Here is a 19,245-nt window from a genome sequence, read left to right as displayed (position 1 = left end):
CATCGGTGTCCATCACCACGGCGCGCACGGGTGCATCCAGCAAGGCCAACCAGCTGGGCATGCGTGCCATGCAGGAGCGCGCCTATACCAAGCGCGGCGAGCAATACTTGCTAATCAAATCGCCACCAGCTTCGGGGAAATCCCGTGCGCTGATGTTCATCGCATTGGACAAACTCAACAATCAGGGCTTGCAGCAGGCCATTGTCGTGGTGCCCGAGCGCTCCATTGGTGGCAGCTTTGCTGATGAGCCTCTGAGCAAGTTTGGCTTCTACTGGGATTGGGAGGTGGCTCCGCAATGGAACCTGTGCAATGCACCTGGCATCGACGAGCCGCGTGTGGCCAAGTCCAAGGTGGATGCGGTGCGCAAGTTTCTGGAAAGTGTTGACAAGGCGTTGGTTTGTACCCATGCCACCTTCCGCTTTGCAGTGGAGGAGTTAGGCATCAATGCCTTCGACAACCGGCTGATTGCTATCGACGAGTTCCACCACGTTTCCGCCAACCCGGACAACAAGCTGGGCGGTCAACTGAGCTCGTTTATCGAGCGCGATAAAGTGCATTTGGTAGCCATGACCGGCTCTTATTTCCGTGGCGACAGCGAGGCCGTGCTAGCCCCGGCGGAAGAAGCCAAGTTTGAGACGGTGACTTACACCTACTACGAGCAGCTCAACGGCTACCGTTGGCTCAAGTCACTGGACATCGGCTACTTCTTCTACACCGGCAAGTATGTGGATGCCGTCGCCAAGGTGCTGGACCCGGCGTTGAAAACCATCATCCATATCCCCAATGTGAATGCCCGCGAAAGCCTCAAAGACAAGGAGCGCGAGGTCAACGAAATAATGAGCGCGCTGGGGGATTGGCAGGGTGTCGATCCGGCCACTGGTTTCCACCTCATCAAGGCAAAAGACGGTCGCAGGCTGAAACTGGCCGACCTAGTGGATGACAGCGACGCGGCTCGACGCTCCAAAGTGCTCGCCGCACTGAAAGACCCTGCGCAGAAGAACAACCGAGACAATGTGGATGTGATCATCGCGCTGGGCATGGCGAAGGAAGGCTTTGATTGGATCTGGTGCGAACATGCACTGACCATTGGTTACCGGTCGAGCCTGACCGAAATTGTGCAAATTATTGGCCGCGCAACACGTGATGCTGAGGGTAAGGAGCGCTCACGCTTTACCAATCTGATCGCCGAACCCACAGCCGATCAAGCGGCTGTTGCCGAGGCGGTGAACGATATGCTCAAGGCCATTTCCGCCAGCTTGCTGATGGAACAGGTGCTGGCCCCGCGCTATGAGTTCACCCCTAAAGATACAGGGCCGAAAGAGGGGTTCAATTATGGGCTCGATGGTTATCAACCAGGGGGCACTAATCTGGGTGTGAATGAAACCACAGGCCAGTTCCATGTCGAGATCAACGGCCTGACCACGCCGCAAAGCGTAGAAGCTACGCGCATTTGCAAAGAAGACTTGAACGAAGTGGTGACTAACTTCCTACAGGACAAAACTGTGCTAGAGCGCGGGTTGTTCGATAAGGAGAACACCCTGCCCGAAGAGCTGACCCAACTGCGCATGGGCAAAATCGTGCGCGAGCGGTACCCAGACTTGAGCGAAGTTGATCAGGAAGCCATTCGCCAGCACGCCATTGCGGCCATGAACATTACCCAGCAGGCCAAGTTGGCCTTGGGGCAAGTCGATGTAAACGGTGGTGACACCGTGCAAGGTAGTACGGCGCTGCTGGATGGCGTGCGCAAGTTCGTTAACGTGCGCGAACTGGACATTGACCTGATCGACCGTATCAACCCCTTCGACGCCGCCTATGCGGTGCTGGCGAAAGCGATGGATGAGAAATCACTACGCCAGGTACAGGCCAGCATTGCCGCCAAGAAGGTGAGCATTCCCGAAGACGAAGCCCGCGAGCTGGCAAGGCGCGCCTTGCAGTTCAAGAATGAACGTGGCCGCCTGCCAGACATCAATTCCGCCGATGCGTGGGAAAAACGTATGGCCGAAGGAGTAGCTGTGCTGGCGCGTTACCGTGCTCAGGCCAAGGCAGCACAGGCGCTGAGAGGGGCCGACAATGGCTGATATGAACGATGACGAACTGCTGGACGCGCTTGGCGTAGAAGTTACTCCGCTCAAGGCAGCAAACCGAACCCCGCGTGAAGAGCGCATCATCGCCGGCTTCGAGGACATCCTGCGCTTTTATCAGATCCACGGCCGCACACCACTGCATGGTGAAGACCGCGACATCTTCGAGCGTTTGTATGCCGTGCGCCTGGATCAGCTACGCAAGTTACCGGAGGCGCAAACCCTGCTGGCTGAGCTGGATGGTCCCGGCCTACTGTTCGGTTCTGTGACGGCCTCGGTGGATGTGGATGACTTGGATGAAGACGCCTTGCTGGCCGAGTTGGGTATCGGCGGCGAGTCCGCCGACCAGGACGACATCACGGTGCTGCGCCACGTACGTTCGAGCACTGAAAAGCGTGCAGCTGAGGAAATCGCCGACCGTGCTCCATGCACGGATTTTGACAAGTTCCAACCGCTATTCGAGCTGGCTGAGAGGGATCTGAAATCTGGCGTTCGCAAAACCCTGCGTTTTGGACGCGATACCAGCGTTGAAACCGGAAACTACTTCATCGTAGGTGGGCAGCTAGCGTATGTGGCCGAAATAGGAGAAACCATCAAGGCTCCAAATGGCGAAAGCGATGCACGCCTGCGCGTCATCTACGCCAACGGCACGGAAAGCAACTTGCTGCGCCGCTCGCTACAACGAGCGCTTTACAAGGACGACACCGGTCGCCGACTGACCGACCCGGACATGGGGCCGTTGTTTGGCGATGCTCCAGAGTCTGACGACATTGAGAGCGGGACTATCTATGTACTGCGGAGCTTGTCTAGCCACCCATTCGTAGCCGAGCACCGCGAGCTGATCCACAAGATCGGCGTGACTGGCGGCAAGGTAGAAGCCCGCATCGCAGGCGCGGAAAAAGACGCCACCTATTTGCTGGCCGGCGTGGAGGTGGTCGCCGCCTACACGCTGCACAACCTGAATCGGACTAGGCTAGAAAATGTCTTCCACCGCTTATTTGGCGCAGTACAGCTTGATCTGACCATCGAAGATCGCTTCGGAAATCCGGTCAAACCGAGAGAGTGGTTCCTAGTACCGCTCCATGTGATTGACGAAGCGGTTGAGCGCATTCGAAATGGATCAATTACCGAAGTGATCTACGATCCACAAACTGCTCGTCTGGTCAGCTAGGGGAGATGTAGAGGCATAAGTCCCTGTATAAAAGTCCTATGTCTCTACGCGAAATTTCGGTAGTCAGGCGCAAAGTGCGAGCTGAAGTTACGACATTTAAATCGGATCTGCATTAAAAAATATACTCACTTTGGAGAGTTATGTATTCATCCTACACAGATAGCTTCCAGCTATTCAATATTGACAGCTCGTTGGAGCCACTCGGCGACCATGAAATTACCGCAGAGCTGATTGACATTCGAGCGTCAAGTCTAGCGTATAACGATGTTGTGCGGTCTCACAAAAAGCGTCTAGACTTCGTCCTGGATTTCTCCACTCGCAATGAACTGCACTGGAAAAAGCTGGCGAAGATTGCTTCTGTCCGCTATTGGATAAAGGATTTCCAGAGTGGGGTCTTAGTGTTCGATGCAAACCTAGATTGTGGATATACCAGAACTTATCGAGCAAGCAAGCAAACAAATAATTTTCCCAGGCTAGATATCGATTGGATAGAGCTCAAGGATGAGCGAACACTTTACCAAGTCCTGAATACACCAGGTAATAGCGGTATTTTTACCGCTTGGCAGAAGCACATGGACTACATCACTGCCTTACCTATCGAGTTTGCAACTGGTAGATTGGCGAACACTAGTACGGAAAAAGTCTTCCTAGTATTGAAAGGCAATGGTTGTGTCGTTTGTGGCGGAGGAGCTACCTGTTTTGCAGCGACAACAATGGGCACGGCTTCTGCTGCGGTTCTCGTAAAGATGCCACTGTGCGCAGAGCACCTAATATCTGCCAAGTCCCATCCTTTTATATTAAGTTTCCTGGCTTCGCTTTTCAATCTCACTTGGGACTGGCCCGACCTAATAAAACACAACTCAATTCAAGATGAGCTTATACCCACAATCCACTGCCTGATGGCCAAAGAACTAGGTGGAAAGTTGATCCCAGCCGAAAAGCGAGATAATGGGTGGTTCCTAAGATTAAACCTGTCGTCCGGGTGGAGCTGGAGACTGAGACTGAATAATTTTAATGACTATGCGTATATGCTTTTTGATCCTGATGACGAACAAAAGTATCGCGCTGACTCGGCTCCACATCACAGTGAAGTTAAGTTCTCTCCCCACCACGAGCACTCGACCCCGTCGGAGAAGGAAAAAGACAACGTTACCCCGAGCTTTCTGTTTGGACACCCGCTGTTCGACATGAAGCGGCTCCGAAACGCTGGTCGGTCTTACGGAGCATATTAATTTTTGTTGTTTTATAAAGACTACTTTGCTTTTGCTTTTGCCGTGTAGGTCGGAGATGTGTGTCAGGGGGACATCTCACGTCGATTTAACGTAGATGATATAAAAGATAGGAATGGTCTTCATTTTTTGACAGGATTTTAGGTGCTCCTTTCAATTGTTTTTGATATCCTTATTTTTAATTATTTTGAAATGTATGTTAATGAATTCTTTCTTGCGCCCCGCCTGGCGCCATCTGCGTAACGCAAAGCCTACCACTTACCTTTTGCTACTACTGGGGCCGATATTTATTCGCCCCTTGGCATTCGTAAGGCATCCTGATCAGTCACAACCTGCTTATGCGAAACTTCCAGGCTTGTGGGTAACCCCATTTTCAGTAGCTACGTTGTGCGCCTCGATTGTCCAATCTGCCTATGAGTGGATATTTTGGAAGGAAATTAGTAAGGCTGAACTAGCCGTGCCTGCGGCTGACCTTTTTCTAAAAATGCACAGTGACAGATGGAAGTTCTATTGGGGAGGTTTCTTCTTCGCGGTCATGATTGTTTATGTCATGGCTTTCCTGCGATGGGTATATCACCTCGGGACGACCAGTGTTCTTAGGCGATGGTGGCCGGAAGTAATAAAGCCTCCATTCAAGTATTTTGTAGTAACAACGGCTGCTTGGGGTCTATGGATCAGTGTTTCAATTTATTCGGTGATTTCAGGCGTGTGGCAATCTCATGGAGAGTTTAATGTGTTTATTAATGCCTTTGTCGCTGAATATAAAATGGCGGTTGTTGTCGTATTCTTAGCGATTGGTGTAATGTTTAGAGTGGCCAGCAAAAATAGCCATCTTGGTTTAAAGGCTGTCTATGGAGGCAAAAAAAGATTGATGTATCCCATCATGCTTATACCGATAATTGCTTTGGGTTTAGCCGTTAAAGCGTTCGCCTAATGGAGACGTTGGGGCGTCCATGGCCAATCTGGGCACCTTTTAAGGCGGTTCCGGTGGATCATTGGACAGGGCACCATAGAGAGTCTGTCATGACTCGATAAGTGGTGAGCGGCATGGTATCTGCCATGCCCATGTCACGCCTGACTCAAGTGCTGGCTGGGAGATGTGTCACGAGTCGGTGGCTACTGACGGACTCTGTTGAAAAAGTCGGTTTTCACACGGCACTATTCCGCAGCAAAAAATCGACCTCCTAGAATCGCGTATACGCAACGATCTCCCTCTGGGTAAGGGGCAGGTACCCTCTATATTGCCTTGAAATCGTCGAGTGGAGTTTTCAACATAGGAGTCCGGCCAAAGAAGGGGCAATGGCTGGTTCAATGGATTCCTTCTCAGACAGTCCGATCGTGTGTGGCGAGGTGTATCCAGCGTTACTAAGGGCGCTGGATTCACCGTAGCGTTACCACGTGTATGCCGGTTATTTCGTGTCCTGATGGGTAAGCAAATCGAATCTCACATAAAATTCGACTGGGGAGTCGCTGATGCTGAAGCATTCAAACAGCGGTGCAGGAACTGGCACCATTATCCTGTTGCTAGCCACAATGGTGGTGGTGGCAAGGGCCATCCCGCCTGCTTCACCAGCGCTTCTTTTGCCGCGAAGCTCGATGTCGTAGTACAGGCTGAATCCGGAGTTGGCAACCGAGAAAAGGTAAACAATACGTTTGCCAGCCCATGCCACCTGCGTCGAATGGGGCCACCGGAAAAAATCACTTTCTTTTTGGAACAAACGATCAGAAAGGGCGAGGAACATCTTATGGTTGTTGAGCTGAGGGATTTCCGTATCCGACGTGAGGAGGCGCTCTTGTATGTGGGTGTCGAGCCTCAAGATGGGTGACCCTGCCCTAGGCGCGACAACCGTTTGACCTGTACCAGGCTGCACAGGGGCATTAACTACATCAGGCAGGACACGCTCGATAGCGCCGACCTCACCTACGCTGAACCGCTGGCTTTGAACAGAGCTAGCCGCCACAGCGGCAGTCAGTACCTGCCCAAGCTCGACCTTACCGAGTAGGTAATCAGCAAGCAAAGGTTCTAACTCACCTTTATCCTCGTAATCCAAACGATAGAGCTCTCTTTTACGCTCTAGCGTCCGCTGGAGAGCATCAAGACCCGCCCGCTGGGAGTTAGGTACGAACGATTGTATGCGTTGATAAATATGCACTCTGACCAGGTCTTTGGTGAAGCCATCCATTAGCTCATAGGAGGATTCGATGACTTTCACAACGGCTTGTAGTGCAGACCAATTTCTATTGAGGGTCAGAATGACCCGTTCACCATCCAGGACGGCGAGCAGTGGAACGCCGTGGCTGATTTTCGCCCAGATGATGTCAACATCCTCCAGCATATAGTCGTAACGAAGCACCCTGGCGAGTGAAATGGTCAGGCTGAATTCATCGCGAGTCAGTACGCTCGGCTCGTACACCTCAATAACAGAGGCGTGATCGGGAATTTCAGGCACCTTTAACAATTGCGTCAGGTACCGTTGCTGCACTTCCCGCCGAGGATGGTTCTGGCTGATTCGAAGCAGCGGGCTTTCAGTGCTGGAAAAGGTTTTAATGGTGTCGGAGTCGTTCCCCGCGTACCACTGCATCGACAGCCCCTCGAACTGGGATGCGAGTTTGCCTAACTCAACACGCTGATCTCCTTCCTGCACTTGAATCAAGACCTTGCCAGCCAGCTCGGTTTTGCCTGAGTTCAGTACGTACTGTTGGAAGGCTGGCAAGGATTCCGCAATAGACGTTTCGGAGATGATATAAGAGAGATGCTCTTCCAAGGCGGGGAAGATCTGCGATGCCTCTGTGATGGAGTCTCTGGTCAGAGCCTCTCGACCAGCTGTGGGGACAAGGAATGGTAAGTCCGCGTACCCTCCCAGCTGGTAAATGGTCGGTACAGGTAACGGGGCGAGACCGAATCGGGAGCGAAGGCCTGTTATAGCGCCAACCCCGTTGCGCAAGCACAAATAACCATTGAACGCCTTGTCTTCTCGCTGAAAATTTTTAGCCACTATGCCGACAGCCGCCCCTTGAGCGTAAACAATCACATCGAACTGCATGCTGCCCGCTTTGACATTCGCCTCACCGATTTGCCCCCAACCAGAAATGCCGACTACGATGGCCAAGTCGCTCTGACTGACCAGTTCCCCGTTGATGCGTACGGGCACCGGCAAAAACTGGACGAATTGAGTCAGGTAAGCTCTCAACCCAGGTTCAGCGATCTGGGAACCGGGCTCGAGCATTGCTACGACTTGGGTGCCTACGGGTACCTCGTCATCGAGCTGCACAAGGCTGATACATTCCTGCCCGATTGTGAGATTTTTTTTCTGAGCAACTGTCCGATACGCCTGCGAACTGTCCAATGCTCGTGTTGTGACGGACAGTTCGGTGCACACCCCGAAGTTCGCCATCGCGCCTATCCCAAAGGTGCCGATGACACCGGCTGCTCTGGCTTCGGAGTTGTTTTTTCCCGAGGAGCCAGCCTTCCAAAAATTATTGCGCAATACTTCTTCGGACATTCCAATGCCATCATCCTGGATGGTGATGACTCCGGCCTCCAAGGTGATATCGATAGCGTACTCTGCAAGCTCCCTGCCTTCCGCCTTTGCGCGCATCAAAACGGCGTCATAGCTGTTTTGAACATTCTCCCGCACCATGGCGTAGGGAGAGTCGTAAATCTGTTTGGAAAGAATCTCCAGTACTCGATCCGTTTCGACTTGAAACGTGATGTTCGAAGACGACATTATTTTTTCCCCATCAGAGTCGCATGGCACATTTCGATACGCTGTTTGACCGCAGAGTCCGGGCGGCTCTGCGCGAAATCCGAGGTGTGGAGCAATTTCATTGCGTCCCAGTTTCCAAGCTCTTCGTAGGCTTCAGACAACAGAATAAACTCGGCGGGAGACTGGGGAGTCTTGAACACCTTTGTGATTTCCTTCCAGTCACCCATATCGGCGAGCGCGGACACCGCGATAATCCGAAGTATTGGATGATCCAGGGCTGACTTGATCATCTCGTACGCCGCGCTTGGGTCGCCCGATCGCAAGAGCTGATCCGCTTCTCCGGCTATGGCCAAGGGCTGCACGACTTGCACTGCTGATTCTGGAAGCTCGAAATCGATTGATGTCCCGCCAAATTCAGTGACGTAGCTAGCCCCCCAAACCGGTGAGCTGAAATCGGAATTGACCATATGCCGGACATGGATGGTTCCCTTCGCCTGCTCGGTGTCCAGCGTGACTAGGTTATAACCGCGCATCCGGCCGGCCGGCAGCGAACGCGGCCCCCCACACAAGGTGCCAGCGCTGATGATGGAGATACTTCGCTTACGGTCAGCAGTGAACCGGTGCTCGAGGAGCTGAGGCCTATGCTGGTGTCCATGCATACCGATGGAGCAGTTTCCGTCCATCAGTGCTTGCAACAGATCCGAGTCGACATAGTCCGTTTCTCTTGGGCCGCCTTGTATGCTGTGGTGCCAGACGCCGATGGCTAGCCGCCCCTTTCTGACATAGGGATTGACGGCATCCATGGCTTGGGCGAGCGCGTCCGGGTGAACCCGCCCCGTCCTATTGTAGATATCATTGTCGTGACAACTGGACAGGCCGATGAAACAGATCCCCAAGCTGGGAAAATCATGGACGGAGAACTGATCGCTAGGAGCGATAAGAAAGGATCTTCTACCGTTGTAGAAGCGGTTATAGAACCGAGCATATGGTTCTAATCGCTGCTCATAAAGGTCAGGATTTGTGATTTCCAAAGCGGAGAAGTCAGCCCAGCGCCATCTGAATTTTGAGTCATGCCCCAGTAGCTGGGACGCCAATATCGACTTTTTATTCGCTTCCTCTGGTATAGGCACTTTAGTGATGGCACGTTCGACATGCATCATGCTGACGTCGTGGTTTCCGGGAACGAGGATGACCCGCTCTCTGTCGCCGGCGAAAAATTGATCGGCCAAGGCTACAAGGAAGTTGTGTGCCTCATCATATTGAGCCTGAAGCTTTTGATCAGCATCCTTTTCTTCGGCTTTGACCCCGTAAATGATGTCTCCGCTGACAACGGCCAAATCGGGGCGAGAAATGTCTTCTCTCTCCGTATACCTGGCGCAATCCCTGCCGAGTGATCTGAGCAATGCGGTGGTGGTGATCTGACTTCCCGAGTCTCGGTGCAAATCCGAGATGTGCATTATCGTGACTGTCATAACCGACGGTGACTACCCAAATAATTGATGAAAAATTCGACTCTGGTCGATGCAGTCTCAAGTCGCCTGCTGAGACCCACAGCGCGAGGTCGCATGCAGTCCGATGCTTCTCTGGCAAAAAAAGTGTCGTGCGGCTACAGCTGGTGGCTAGATGAGCATTGGCAGCGGCGAAGCAGCGACCTTTCCCTGCTGAGATGGCACGCCGATCGCAGCTTTGGCAGATCTGAGCCACATTGCACTGGGGGGCAGCGCCCGCGCCTTTCATACTCTAATTGCTGGCACCAACCGGCAGTTAAATCAAAACGTTTACCGACCAAGCATAGTCCGCTGAGGAAGCCGGGATGATCCTTCTTTAGTCGTCTATCTCAAGGGCTTCCGACACGTTCTGAGCATGCGCTGACCGCTCTGATTGCAGCTGTGGTTTTCACGAAGGGGGGCCAATGCGATTGTGTGCGGCGAGCGGGTCGAGGGGCTCACCGGCCTACCGAGGGCTACCATCGCCACATTCGGGCATCCTCACCATGTTGCCAGCACGATTCCCCCCGTAGACGGACACCTTACACTTGTTCCTTTTGCAAAAGAATCATCAATTCCTGCGCGACCTGATCGGCGGAATTGTGTTCGCCATCCAGCCAGTAAGCTTTGGGAAACATGTCCTTGGCAGCCTCCGGAAGGGCACGTAACTCGAAAGAACCTTGCGCCCGCTACTGGGAATCTCGAACAGGATGCATTCATGGTCGGCCAGGTTCGCCGGCGTCTGCGGTGTGCCGACGCGCTGCGGGTACGGATGGCACTGTGTAGGTGACAGAGTGTGTTATCCACAAACAAAAAAACCAGCGGTCCGACCCAACAAAGGAGACGGTTCGCTGGTTTTTTTGTATGGAGTAGGTCAGTTAGGTAGTCTGCCCTTTGCACACCACTGGTCCCACTCGTCCAACTGATCGCTGGTTATCATTGCGTCCTCGCCGTTTTCCTTGTGGAAGGCATCAACCCACTTGCTGGAGCAAACCTCATCCGGGGTTGCTTTCACAGATGCAGTTGCCGGTACTGTCACCGGTGCAGACGAAGCGGCGCCGCCGAAAAGTGGCCCCGTACCGTTCTTGTAGCCGTAGACCTTACCATCAGCGCCGGGGTAGACGTAGAAGTCCTTGAAGACGGCGTAGTAAGTGTCTTTGGGTGCAGTGAACTTACCACGGTAGTTACCGGAGCGATCCGTACATTTATCTCGGGCCTTTTCGCAGCGAATATATTCGAAGGTTTCCTCTTCCTTCATGGTGATTTCGCCGGTTGCAGAGTTCTGGTAACGCACCACGTGTTTACCTGGGCGACTTTCATCGACACAAAGAGTGAGCGGGAAACCGTACATAACCCGACCTGTATCTTCGCACGGTATCACGTCAGGGGTTTTGTACTGCTGGAACTCTGGATTGGTATCCGCATGAACAAGACTAGATAATATTATCGTGGTGGCTGCAAGTATTTTGTAGAGTTGTTTCATGGGCTTCCTCTGTCCTGGGCTGGTTATGTTGAATCTTATTTTTTGTGAAAATTACCTGTGGTTATCTGAATTAAATTGTCTAAAAAATATATAGACACTCCGCAGGATTTTCCGCCGCCGAATTGTATTCAGCATTGTAGCGTTGCTATGTTTAATGGTTCTGAATGCTGGGCTTTCCCTCTCATAGGTTCCTCGTGTTTCCGAGACCTTCCCTAGACCAATCGTTTGCAGGCGGTTGATGGCAACGCAAACGTGCTTAGGAGGGAAATGGGTCGTAAATACCGTGGTCGTTTAAGCATCATAGCGTAACGATTCGCGGCATGGGAAGAGTCTCCGCCAGCCTTGATAAAGATCATGACCTCGTACGTTTGGGGGCAGCTGTACGTGCGCGCCGCACGGCGTTAGGGCTGTCCCAAGAGGCATTGGCTGATTTCGCTCAAATCGATCGATCCCACATGGGAAAAATCGAGCGTGGAGAGCGAAATGTCACGTTCTTGAACATTTTGCGGATTGCTAAAGCGATCCAGTGCAAGCCATCCGAGCTTCTTGCCGAAGCTGGTCTTTGAAATTGCGCGCTTTAACGACGACCTCCTAGCCAGCGTAAAGCGGGCTAGGGGGCGTTGTCGTTTTTATGCTGCAAGCATTAACGCTGCCTTGAGGGCTCGTTGCTTAAGAATCGCCCCTTGGCCAAACCAAGCGGAATCCATGCGGTACTCGCTACTACGGGCCCTGCGCTCGTGATCGACGTACTCGGTCACGGCGTTGAGTAAGCCCCAGGCGGTTCCTTGAGCTGACTCCAGTGTCGATCCGCGTCCCTGGCCTTCATACAGGCTTTGCACCTTGCGTAGCGCCCGCTCGTTGGGCAGGACTGTCGGTAGCGGACTCTCAGGGCTGGCGTCACACAGTACGTTCATGAAGAAGCCCATCGCCTCATGCCATTGCACTTTGCGTTCAGACAGCATTCGCATCCGGTGCATGAAGGCGTCCCATTGCGAGACGGCGATACCGAGTTGCTTTTTCACCGCCTGTGGATCGAAGCGCGTGCTGTGCGGCACCTTGATTGCCTTGGTTGTACCGTCCAGAGCAATAGTCAACGTGTTGTTGCAGACCACCCGCACCGTGGTCGGCGTGGCAGTGGTGGCCAAGGTGCCGTCACAGGAGGTGGCCAGCAGCAGGTAGCCATTCACCTCGTCGTTGCCCTTCAACGCCGTGCTTTGCCCAGTACGGGCCAGAGCCCAGAACTTGCGACCGCCTTTGAGCACTCCAGCAGTTTCCAGCTCATATCCGGAGACCTCAGTCAGATCCCGGTAGAACTCCAGCACCTCACGGGGTTGCACAACCTGGTAGCGGTTGGAGACCACCGACAACGGGGCCTTGGTGTCGGAGCGGAACAGCACCTTCTGTTCAGGGAAGGTGTGAATTGAGCCCAGAGCACCGATGCTGTCGGACTTGAAGTGCACCGGACTGTCCTGGATCTTCCAATCCATGCCGGCTTCGCGCTGCCAGACTTCCAGCGGTTGTTTCGGGGAGAGGCGGCTGCCCAGACCATGCCAGGGAGTCGCGCCAACGTAAGCCATTTGTTCAACGAGATGAGCCATGGGAGTAACTCCTTGCAATAAAGGATGGAGTAGCGTCGCTGTCAGCGACAAGCGACGCCTGTTCACAACGACTTAACGGTTGACGCTGAAGCTGTAACCGCACTCCAGGCACTGGTAGTTGTTCAGCACCTTGTCATCCATTTGTGCGCCCAGCGTGGACCCGGCTATCCCGCCAGCCACTCCTCCAAATAGTCCACCGAGAAGAGCCCCTGCAATACTGCCAATAGCGATCCCGACTGGTCCGCCGATTACACCCAGCACTGCACCGGCTTCCGCTCCCGAGAGAGCGCCTGCGGCCCCACTGGCAGCTCCGCCTGCCGCGCCAATCAATCCCCCCGCTTGTTTACCTACATTCTTAGTAACCACTCGTCCTGAATTGCAGCTTGGGCATGGGGTATACATGTGCTTCTCCATATTTAGTTAGTTAGCTTGATTTGATGTTTGGATGTGTAGTGCTTGCTTGCGGGTTTGTATAAATAAAGCTGGCGTTCAAATTGATGATGTATGTTTGAAATAAATTTAAATAAGGTTTTTCGAGGGCGCTAATTAAGTAAGTTAATCAGAGAAACTTTATATTCTATTTTATTATAAATAACTAATTTATTATTCTGTTTGGTTATTTATGGAGTGGTCGACTTGGTTCTCCAATCCCTACGCAAGTTAGTTCTTTCGTGGTTGGTCGGGATGGTTGGGTTGGTTCTTATGTGCGGAATTGCTGGAGGATTTACGTTGCGTATTTTTTTACGTAAGCACCTTTCTGCATGCGCCCAGGCAGACCATTTACAGTCTGCTCCGTAGCAAATTTGACTGACGGGAGGTTGACGATGGACGCAAAAGCTCACATGCAAATGAGGGTGCTTCGTCTGAGGCAGGTGCAGGACCGTATTGGTTTATCGCGGTCCACTATTTATGACCGAATGAATGTTGACTCTCCTCGTTACGACAGTACGTTTCCCAAGCCTTTGAAGATAGGGTGCTCTGCTGTCGGTTGGTTGGAGGAAAGCGTGAATGATTGGATTCGCTCAAAGATGGTTGATGCGAGTGTCGGAAATAATTGATTAAGTTATTCATTTTTTGCACTAACTCGATAATCGAGATGATGTGCAAATCGTCTTTAATTTAAGGGCTGCGCTTGAAAGCCTGTTTTATGTTGCCTGGGTTGGTCGCAGCAGGCTGAGCGAGGAATTCTGGATCCTTTGTTATTAGTTAATTAGTTAGTTAGTAATTAGTTGTTACTGTAGTTGTTGTTGCGGACTAAATTAGCTATTACTGTTGCTAGCTAATAGTGAATTGATTATCAATGGCAATTGATTGGTTATCTATAGGTTATTAACTACCATGCAAGGGTCAGCTGGCTCTCTGTTGGTGAGGCAGTAGTGTGGTTGTCACGATGAAGCTGTTACGGCATAAGCCTGTGCATAACAAGCACAGGCGTTTAAGAATGTTGGGGTGAGGTTGCAGATGAAAAAGAAAGAACTTCAGTATGTGGAAGCCGCTCTGCTGGAAAGTACTACGACGCATTTCGATACTCATAGCGCTAAGGGTATGGCTATTGGCGGAGAAAGAAGTGCGGTGCTGAAAATCAAAGACATCGAATCACTGGTGAAGGAAATAGCAGTGAGTGATGACGTTCATTTCTATGCGCAGGTCTTTCGAAACGAGTCAAGAGTCGGAATGACGAGAGCTGGGAAAAGGTTGTTAATGAACATTTGGGCCTGGGAGGAGATAGAGAAGTATTATCCTATTCATGACTTCACTCCTTATGTGAAAGCATTTTTTGAGTGTGTACGTGAGCATGCTCGGACGTATTACAACTTAAGGAATCCTCGATGTATCATGGGTGATCCCACAGGAGTGATAGAGTCCCTTAATAGCGTCGTTGAGAGGATAAGGGCTACTGTTCGTGGGCGTGCTTTCAAAGCGAATATTAATACGCACCGTAGACTCTCCAATAAAAACTACAAAAGTCTCCTGGCTTATATAGATGCAATTTTTGAGGGGTGGTCACGAGTATTGGTCTTAAGGGTGGACCTCGGCTACTCGAAACCTGTGGTCCACCGGCATTTTCGAGAGGGGTTACAATTTGAGACCGTTAAGGAGCATCGAGAAAGGTTCTTGAAAATGGTAAGGGCAAAGTTGCCATCTAAAACGCTTTTAGGGCATGCTTGGAAGTTGGAGTTTGGTCTTTCTAAATCGTTTCATTATCACTGTATGTTTTTCTTGGATGGCTCGAAGCTGCGCGAGGACGTCTCTTGGGCTAGGACTCTGGGGGAGCTTTGGGTTGAACGAGCGACAAAAGGGCAAGGAGTTTATTATAATTGCAATCGTACAAAAGGAATCTACCGTACCTGTGGGATTGGTATGATTGAACACTCCGATAAAGAGATGCGCAAGAACTTGCAAAAAGCGGCCGTTTACCTTACTAAAATTGAGTATTACATGCGTATTGCAACTGAGGGGCGGGCCAGAACCTTTGGCCGTGGAGAGATGCCTAAAAGAGTGGTCAAGAAGAGGGGGCGACCTAGACGGCTGCCCGCAAACGAGGTTGCTGAGTCTCCTATCTAGATCGTAGGGATAATGGCATTGAGCAAACTTCTAAAACTATCGTCTTCCCTGTGCCACCGTTTTATGGTGGTTACGATCCGCTCTTTGCTTAAACTTATTCTTTGGTTATGTATGAAATCGCTTAATTCCTTTTCTATTGATTCTGCTGCATGTGTAAGATCATCCCAGCCATGCTTGGGACGTCTTTCCGTCATTAGAGTTATCGCGTAATCTTTTGCAGGCTGGAGTTTTGCATTGCTGGCCTCAGCACCTGTAACCGCTCTACGACGTTTCAGAGCAGCAGGGATATCTATTTCAGAGTTGTAGAAAGCATGGACAGCAGCCTCTTTCGCACTCGCGCTGGCTTGCACAAGTAAAGACCAGCCTGCATCATTGTTTCCGCAGTCTAGAGTTTTCTGCGCTAGATCGTTTAGGACGCAGGCATAAAGAAACGGGTAATCTGGGCACATCTGATCATGGGCTAAATGTTCTAACCGTCGATCATTGAGCACTTCCTCAGTGATGTGCCCTTTTTCTATGCCGTCCCTAAGTGCGTGCATGAAATCATCAAACTTAGTATTTTTAAAGACGCTTTCATATGTGTCGCGAAGAGACATCCATGTGCTTATATTTAAGTCTCTTGGAGATTTATTAGCTAGCTTTTCAAAAAGCATATTTCATCGCTCAGTATGTTTTATGACGCGTCATTGTTTTTTGGTGAGGAACTTAGCCCAGTCAATCATCAGGGCACGCCGCTTGTCCAGAAAATCGGAGCGGGAGTAAGCCCCCTCTGTTTGGTCGCGCTCGTCGTGAGCGAGTGCCATTTCGCAGACTTCACGAGGATAATTTGTACATTCACCTGCCCAGTCTCGAAATGACGAACGAAAGCCGTGTCGTGTGACGTGTTCGTATCCCATGCCGTGCAGGAGCGTTCGTGTGGCGTTTGCGTGCATGACCCCTGTCTTGCCCTGGCCTGGGAATAGATAGGGGCTTCCTTCATCTCGTGGAATGCTCTGTACCAGCTTTATAGCTTCCTCCGCGAGCGGGACTATGAAAGCTACTCGCATCTTCATGCGTTCATCCGGCAGAGACCAAGTGCCAGCTTCCAAATCAAACTCATCCCAATGAGCGAACCTCACCATATGGGCACGTGCGCTGGTCATGATTAGCAGTTGAGCAGCCAACGACGCTGGCGTGCTGTTTGCGCTGAGTTTGGTCATCAGCGCTGGTACGTCCTGCCACCGCAAAGCTTCAAAGTGCTCACGCTTCCGGGCTTTCTTCTTTTCAGCACGACTCAACAGATTGTCTAAGTGACCACGCCAGCGAGCAGGGTTCTCGCCCTCTCGCAGGTTGCGTGCTTTGGCTGCATCCAGAACCTGTTCAATTTGCCCACGTACCTCGTCGGCGGTTCTGGTTTTGCTGGCCCAGATCGGTTGCAACACCTTGAGCACCTGGGGAGTACCGATCTCCTCGGCTGAAAGCTTGCCGATGTGGTCAAACGCATACAGCTCCAGCTTCCGCAGCCAGCCTTTGCGCCACTTATCTGACCAGGTGCCCCCGTGGGCTACGCAGTAGTCTTTCGCGAGAGTCTCGAACTTCAGCTGTTTCGCCTCGCTGGTTCGCTGAGCTTCGCGTTGGGCAGCGCGTTCGATGTCGCGAGCGGCTAGAGGATCTACACCGTCGCTTAATTGGCTGCGTTTGGCGCTGGCTTCTTGTCTGGCTTTCTTGAGACCCACTTCAGGGAATGAGCCCAAGCCCATCTCTCTGCGACGGCCTGCCAGTTGGAAGCGAAGTAGCCAGGACTTGCGTCCGGTTGGCTTGACGACCAAGCGAAGGCCATCACCATCTTCGTAGGTGCCGGGTTCGGTCAGGTTTTCGACTTGTTTCGGATTAAGCTTACCCATTGGATTTCCCCTGTCGCCCCTTTTGTCCCCCCACCTGTCCCCCCACTTCATCGTCGGATGAGGTCAAATGGCGTTGAACACCATCGGACAGGGGAGTGTCTGAAACCCCCGGAATAGCTAGGCTATCAGGCGGATTCTCGGATTGGATAGGATTATTTAGGACAATTAAAAAGCCGGCTTGTGGCCGGCTTCTCGGGGACTGGCTTGGTTCATTTTTGGTAAACCGCGCCAGCCTTCAAAACGTACACCCGGATCTTGCGTCCGGCTGTGGGACTTGGCGAGAAAATCATCTGCCTTGTCGGTGCGATTCTCCGCCGCGGGGCGGGTCGATGCGCAAATGTGGGGCGCAGCATACTGATTTTTTTGGGGAATTCCCAGCGTGGTGTGCGCCCTAGAGCGATTGCGGTTACGTGTAGCAGCCGAACGCAGGCTTCGCCAGCTGCTACAAAGTTATGTGTTTACAGAAAAGGTACGGGTGGCCTGCGTTTATTCAGGGTCGACCACCAGAACACCCATCCCAGAACCCTTATGTTTTGTTCTTCGATTTGCGGAGGTCTGAAGACTTCATCCGGGTATTCGGAGCTGTTGTGGCTGCGCATGCGTATCGCGTTGCCTGGTACCCGGCTCAGGTATTTGATGCGCAACATGCCGTCGTGCTCGATTGCGTAAATCTCTCCGTCGACAATTTGCGTGAGCCCGCGGTCGATGGCGACGATGGAGCCATCTTCAATTTTTTCGGCCATGCTGTTGCCAACCATGCGGGCGCAGATGGCATCGGCGTGGTTGATTTCCAGGGAGTCAAGATCGCTGCGCGGCAGGCGGATCGATTCGCTAGGGTCTTTGATGACATGGGTTTTGTCGGAGCCGGGGGCGGTGGCCGCTTCTTTGTAAAAGGGTAGTTCGATATCGACTGGGTCGATGACCCGATAGGTGCCCCGGATTGACTGGGCGTCGAAGGTGTTGCCGGATGCGTCGATCAGATGCAATTCCCTGGCGTCCTGCGGTCCTTCGCCGGTTTTCAGCCATTCAGTGTTCACGGACAGTCTTCTGGCGACATCTTCCATGCGGTAGTCAGGAACTCCGCGGGTATACCAGTTATGGACAGTTTGAGGGTCGGAAATACCCAGGAATTCGGCAAATCTCGTTGTCGTGATTTGTAGCTCTTTCAGGAGCATTCTGAATCGTGGGCCGCAGGATTTGTTCTTTTTCATAAACACGAGTCTAGCCGTGCGGCATAAGGCTTTGATTCAACAAAACGTTCAAATCTGGCGTGAAATTTAAGTCCTGATGTAAGACGTCTTTTGTAAAAATTAAACAAGAAAAACCGGTTTGCCCGCCAGTTAAATGTGCTGTTGAATATGATATTCAAACGCCCACAAAAAACCCCGGATCAACCGGGGTTCTTCGTTCTAGCCGTTCGTGAGAGGCGGCTATCAGCCTTTATAGGCAGCAACCGACTTCATGATCTCGGTGCGAGCGGCTTCTGCGTCGCCCCAACCTTCGATCTTCACCCATTTGCCTTTTTCGAGGTCTTTGTAGTTCGCGAAGAAGTGCTCGATTTGCTGAATCAGCAATGGAGGCAGGTCGCTGCACTCTTTCACGTCGACGTACAGCTGGGACAGCTTGTCGTGTGGGACTGCGATGACTTTGGCATCGCCGCCGCCGTCGTCGGTCATGTGCAGGATGCCGACCGGACGGGCGCGGATGACCGAACCTGGAGCAACCGGGTAAGGGGTCACGACCAGCACATCGAGGGGGTCACCGTCGTCAGCCAGGGTGTTCGGGATGAAACCGTAGTTGGCCGGGTAGAACATCGGGGTGGCCATGAAACGGTCAACGAACAGGCAATCGCTGTCTTTGTCGATTTCGTATTTGATCGGGGCGTGGTTGGCCGGAATCTCGATCGCGACGTAGATGTCGTTCGGCAGGTCTTTGCCAGCCGGAATCTTGCTGTAGCTCATTGGGCGGTGCCCCCGTTAGTTGACCAAAAACACTTGGCCGGATTGACCAAAAAGTGGCGGCGATTATAGGCATATTCCGC

The 19,245-nt window shown here is 52.1% G+C and carries 16 protein-coding genes; 7 read left to right on the top strand and 9 right to left on the bottom strand.

Features of this window, described 5'->3' with window-relative positions; genetic code table 11:
- The first annotated feature begins 5 nt into the window (after positions 1-5).
- From ACMXYH_RS28860 to ACMXYH_RS28845, 4 genes are all read left to right on the top strand, one after another.
- A complete protein-coding gene (locus ACMXYH_RS28860) occupies positions 6-2,078 on the top strand; it encodes a DEAD/DEAH box helicase (protein ID WP_415765684.1) in 2,073 nt (690 codons plus the stop codon).
- Positions 2,071-3,252 (top strand): GIY-YIG nuclease family protein, encoded by a 1,182-nt coding sequence (locus ACMXYH_RS28855; RefSeq protein ID WP_415765683.1) that lies wholly within the window; start codon positions 2,071-2,073, stop codon positions 3,250-3,252. The genes ACMXYH_RS28860 and ACMXYH_RS28855 overlap by 8 nt, the downstream gene beginning before the upstream one ends.
- A gap of 140 nt (positions 3,253-3,392) precedes the next feature.
- On the top strand, positions 3,393-4,484 hold the full coding sequence (locus ACMXYH_RS28850) for a hypothetical protein (RefSeq protein ID WP_415765682.1): 1,092 nt from the start codon (positions 3,393-3,395) through the stop codon (positions 4,482-4,484).
- Positions 4,485-4,683: 199 nt separating this feature from the next.
- Entirely contained in the window at positions 4,684-5,415 is a 732-nt protein-coding gene (locus tag ACMXYH_RS28845) for a hypothetical protein (RefSeq protein ID WP_415765681.1), read from the top strand.
- Positions 5,416-5,890: 475 nt separating this feature from the next.
- On the opposite strand, the gene ACMXYH_RS28840 is transcribed toward ACMXYH_RS28845, so the two are convergent.
- The 3 genes from ACMXYH_RS28840 to ACMXYH_RS28830 all read right to left on the bottom strand — a co-directional run bounded on the left by ACMXYH_RS28840 (position 5,891) and on the right by ACMXYH_RS28830 (position 11,158).
- Entirely contained in the window at positions 5,891-8,209 is a 2,319-nt protein-coding gene (locus ACMXYH_RS28840; protein WP_415765680.1) for an ATP-binding protein, read from the bottom strand.
- Positions 8,209-9,645, bottom strand: a complete 1,437-nt coding sequence (locus ACMXYH_RS28835) for a metallophosphoesterase (protein WP_415765678.1) — start codon at positions 9,643-9,645, stop codon at positions 8,209-8,211. Before ACMXYH_RS28835 ends, ACMXYH_RS28840 begins: the two co-directional genes overlap by 1 nt.
- A gap of 904 nt (positions 9,646-10,549) precedes the next feature.
- The gene (locus ACMXYH_RS28830) at positions 10,550-11,158 is read right to left on the bottom strand and encodes a hypothetical protein (RefSeq protein ID WP_415765677.1); all 609 of its coding nucleotides are present in this window, start codon (positions 11,156-11,158) and stop codon (positions 10,550-10,552) included.
- Positions 11,159-11,478: 320 nt separating this feature from the next.
- Here ACMXYH_RS28830 and ACMXYH_RS28825 point away from each other — a divergent pair, with 320 nt between their 5' ends.
- The gene (locus ACMXYH_RS28825; RefSeq protein ID WP_415765676.1) at positions 11,479-11,724 is read left to right on the top strand and encodes a helix-turn-helix domain-containing protein; all 246 of its coding nucleotides are present in this window, start codon (positions 11,479-11,481) and stop codon (positions 11,722-11,724) included.
- 63 nt (positions 11,725-11,787) lie between these two features.
- Here the strand turns inward: ACMXYH_RS28825 and ACMXYH_RS28820 are convergent, their stop codons facing one another.
- A complete protein-coding gene (locus ACMXYH_RS28820; protein ID WP_415765675.1) occupies positions 11,788-12,756 on the bottom strand; it encodes a DUF932 domain-containing protein in 969 nt (322 codons plus the stop codon).
- 72 nt (positions 12,757-12,828) lie between these two features.
- On the bottom strand, positions 12,829-13,158 hold the full coding sequence (locus ACMXYH_RS28815) for a hypothetical protein (protein ID WP_415765674.1): 330 nt from the start codon (positions 13,156-13,158) through the stop codon (positions 12,829-12,831).
- Positions 13,159-13,517: 359 nt separating this feature from the next.
- On the opposite strand from ACMXYH_RS28815, the gene ACMXYH_RS28810 reads away from it, so the two are divergent.
- Together ACMXYH_RS28810 and ACMXYH_RS28805 are read left to right on the top strand one after the other, a co-directional pair.
- A complete protein-coding gene (locus ACMXYH_RS28810; protein WP_415765673.1) occupies positions 13,518-13,814 on the top strand; it encodes a helix-turn-helix transcriptional regulator in 297 nt (98 codons plus the stop codon).
- 403 nt (positions 13,815-14,217) lie between these two features.
- Positions 14,218-15,321 carry a YagK/YfjJ domain-containing protein gene (locus ACMXYH_RS28805; RefSeq protein WP_415765672.1) on the top strand — a complete coding sequence of 368 codons (1,104 nt, stop codon included), beginning with the start codon at positions 14,218-14,220 and terminating at the stop codon, positions 15,319-15,321.
- Here ACMXYH_RS28805 and ACMXYH_RS28800 read toward each other — a convergent pair.
- The 4 genes from ACMXYH_RS28800 to ppa all read right to left on the bottom strand — a co-directional run bounded on the left by ACMXYH_RS28800 (position 15,318) and on the right by ppa (position 19,165).
- Entirely contained in the window at positions 15,318-15,974 is a 657-nt protein-coding gene (locus ACMXYH_RS28800) for a hypothetical protein (RefSeq protein ID WP_415765671.1), read from the bottom strand. The two genes, ACMXYH_RS28805 and ACMXYH_RS28800, sit on opposite strands and share 4 nt — an antisense overlap.
- Positions 15,975-16,004: 30 nt before the next feature.
- Positions 16,005-17,204 (bottom strand): tyrosine-type recombinase/integrase, encoded by a 1,200-nt coding sequence (locus ACMXYH_RS28795; protein WP_415765670.1) that lies wholly within the window; start codon positions 17,202-17,204, stop codon positions 16,005-16,007.
- Between the two features lie 458 nt (positions 17,205-17,662).
- Positions 17,663-18,415 carry a S24 family peptidase gene (locus ACMXYH_RS28790; RefSeq protein WP_415765668.1) on the bottom strand — a complete coding sequence of 251 codons (753 nt, stop codon included), beginning with the start codon at positions 18,413-18,415 and terminating at the stop codon, positions 17,663-17,665.
- Between the two features lie 222 nt (positions 18,416-18,637).
- Positions 18,638-19,165, bottom strand: coding sequence for an inorganic diphosphatase (ppa, locus tag ACMXYH_RS28785; protein ID WP_046047374.1), 528 nt, complete (start codon positions 19,163-19,165; stop codon positions 18,638-18,640).
- Positions 19,166-19,245 lie beyond the last annotated feature (80 nt).

The sequence above is a fragment of the Pseudomonas frigoris genome, assembly GCF_047758635.1.
Taxonomy (GTDB): domain Bacteria; phylum Pseudomonadota; class Gammaproteobacteria; order Pseudomonadales; family Pseudomonadaceae; genus Aquipseudomonas; species Aquipseudomonas frigoris.
Note: the sequence above shows the minus strand (reverse complement) of the source record. Positions and strands in the feature narration are given on the sequence as shown.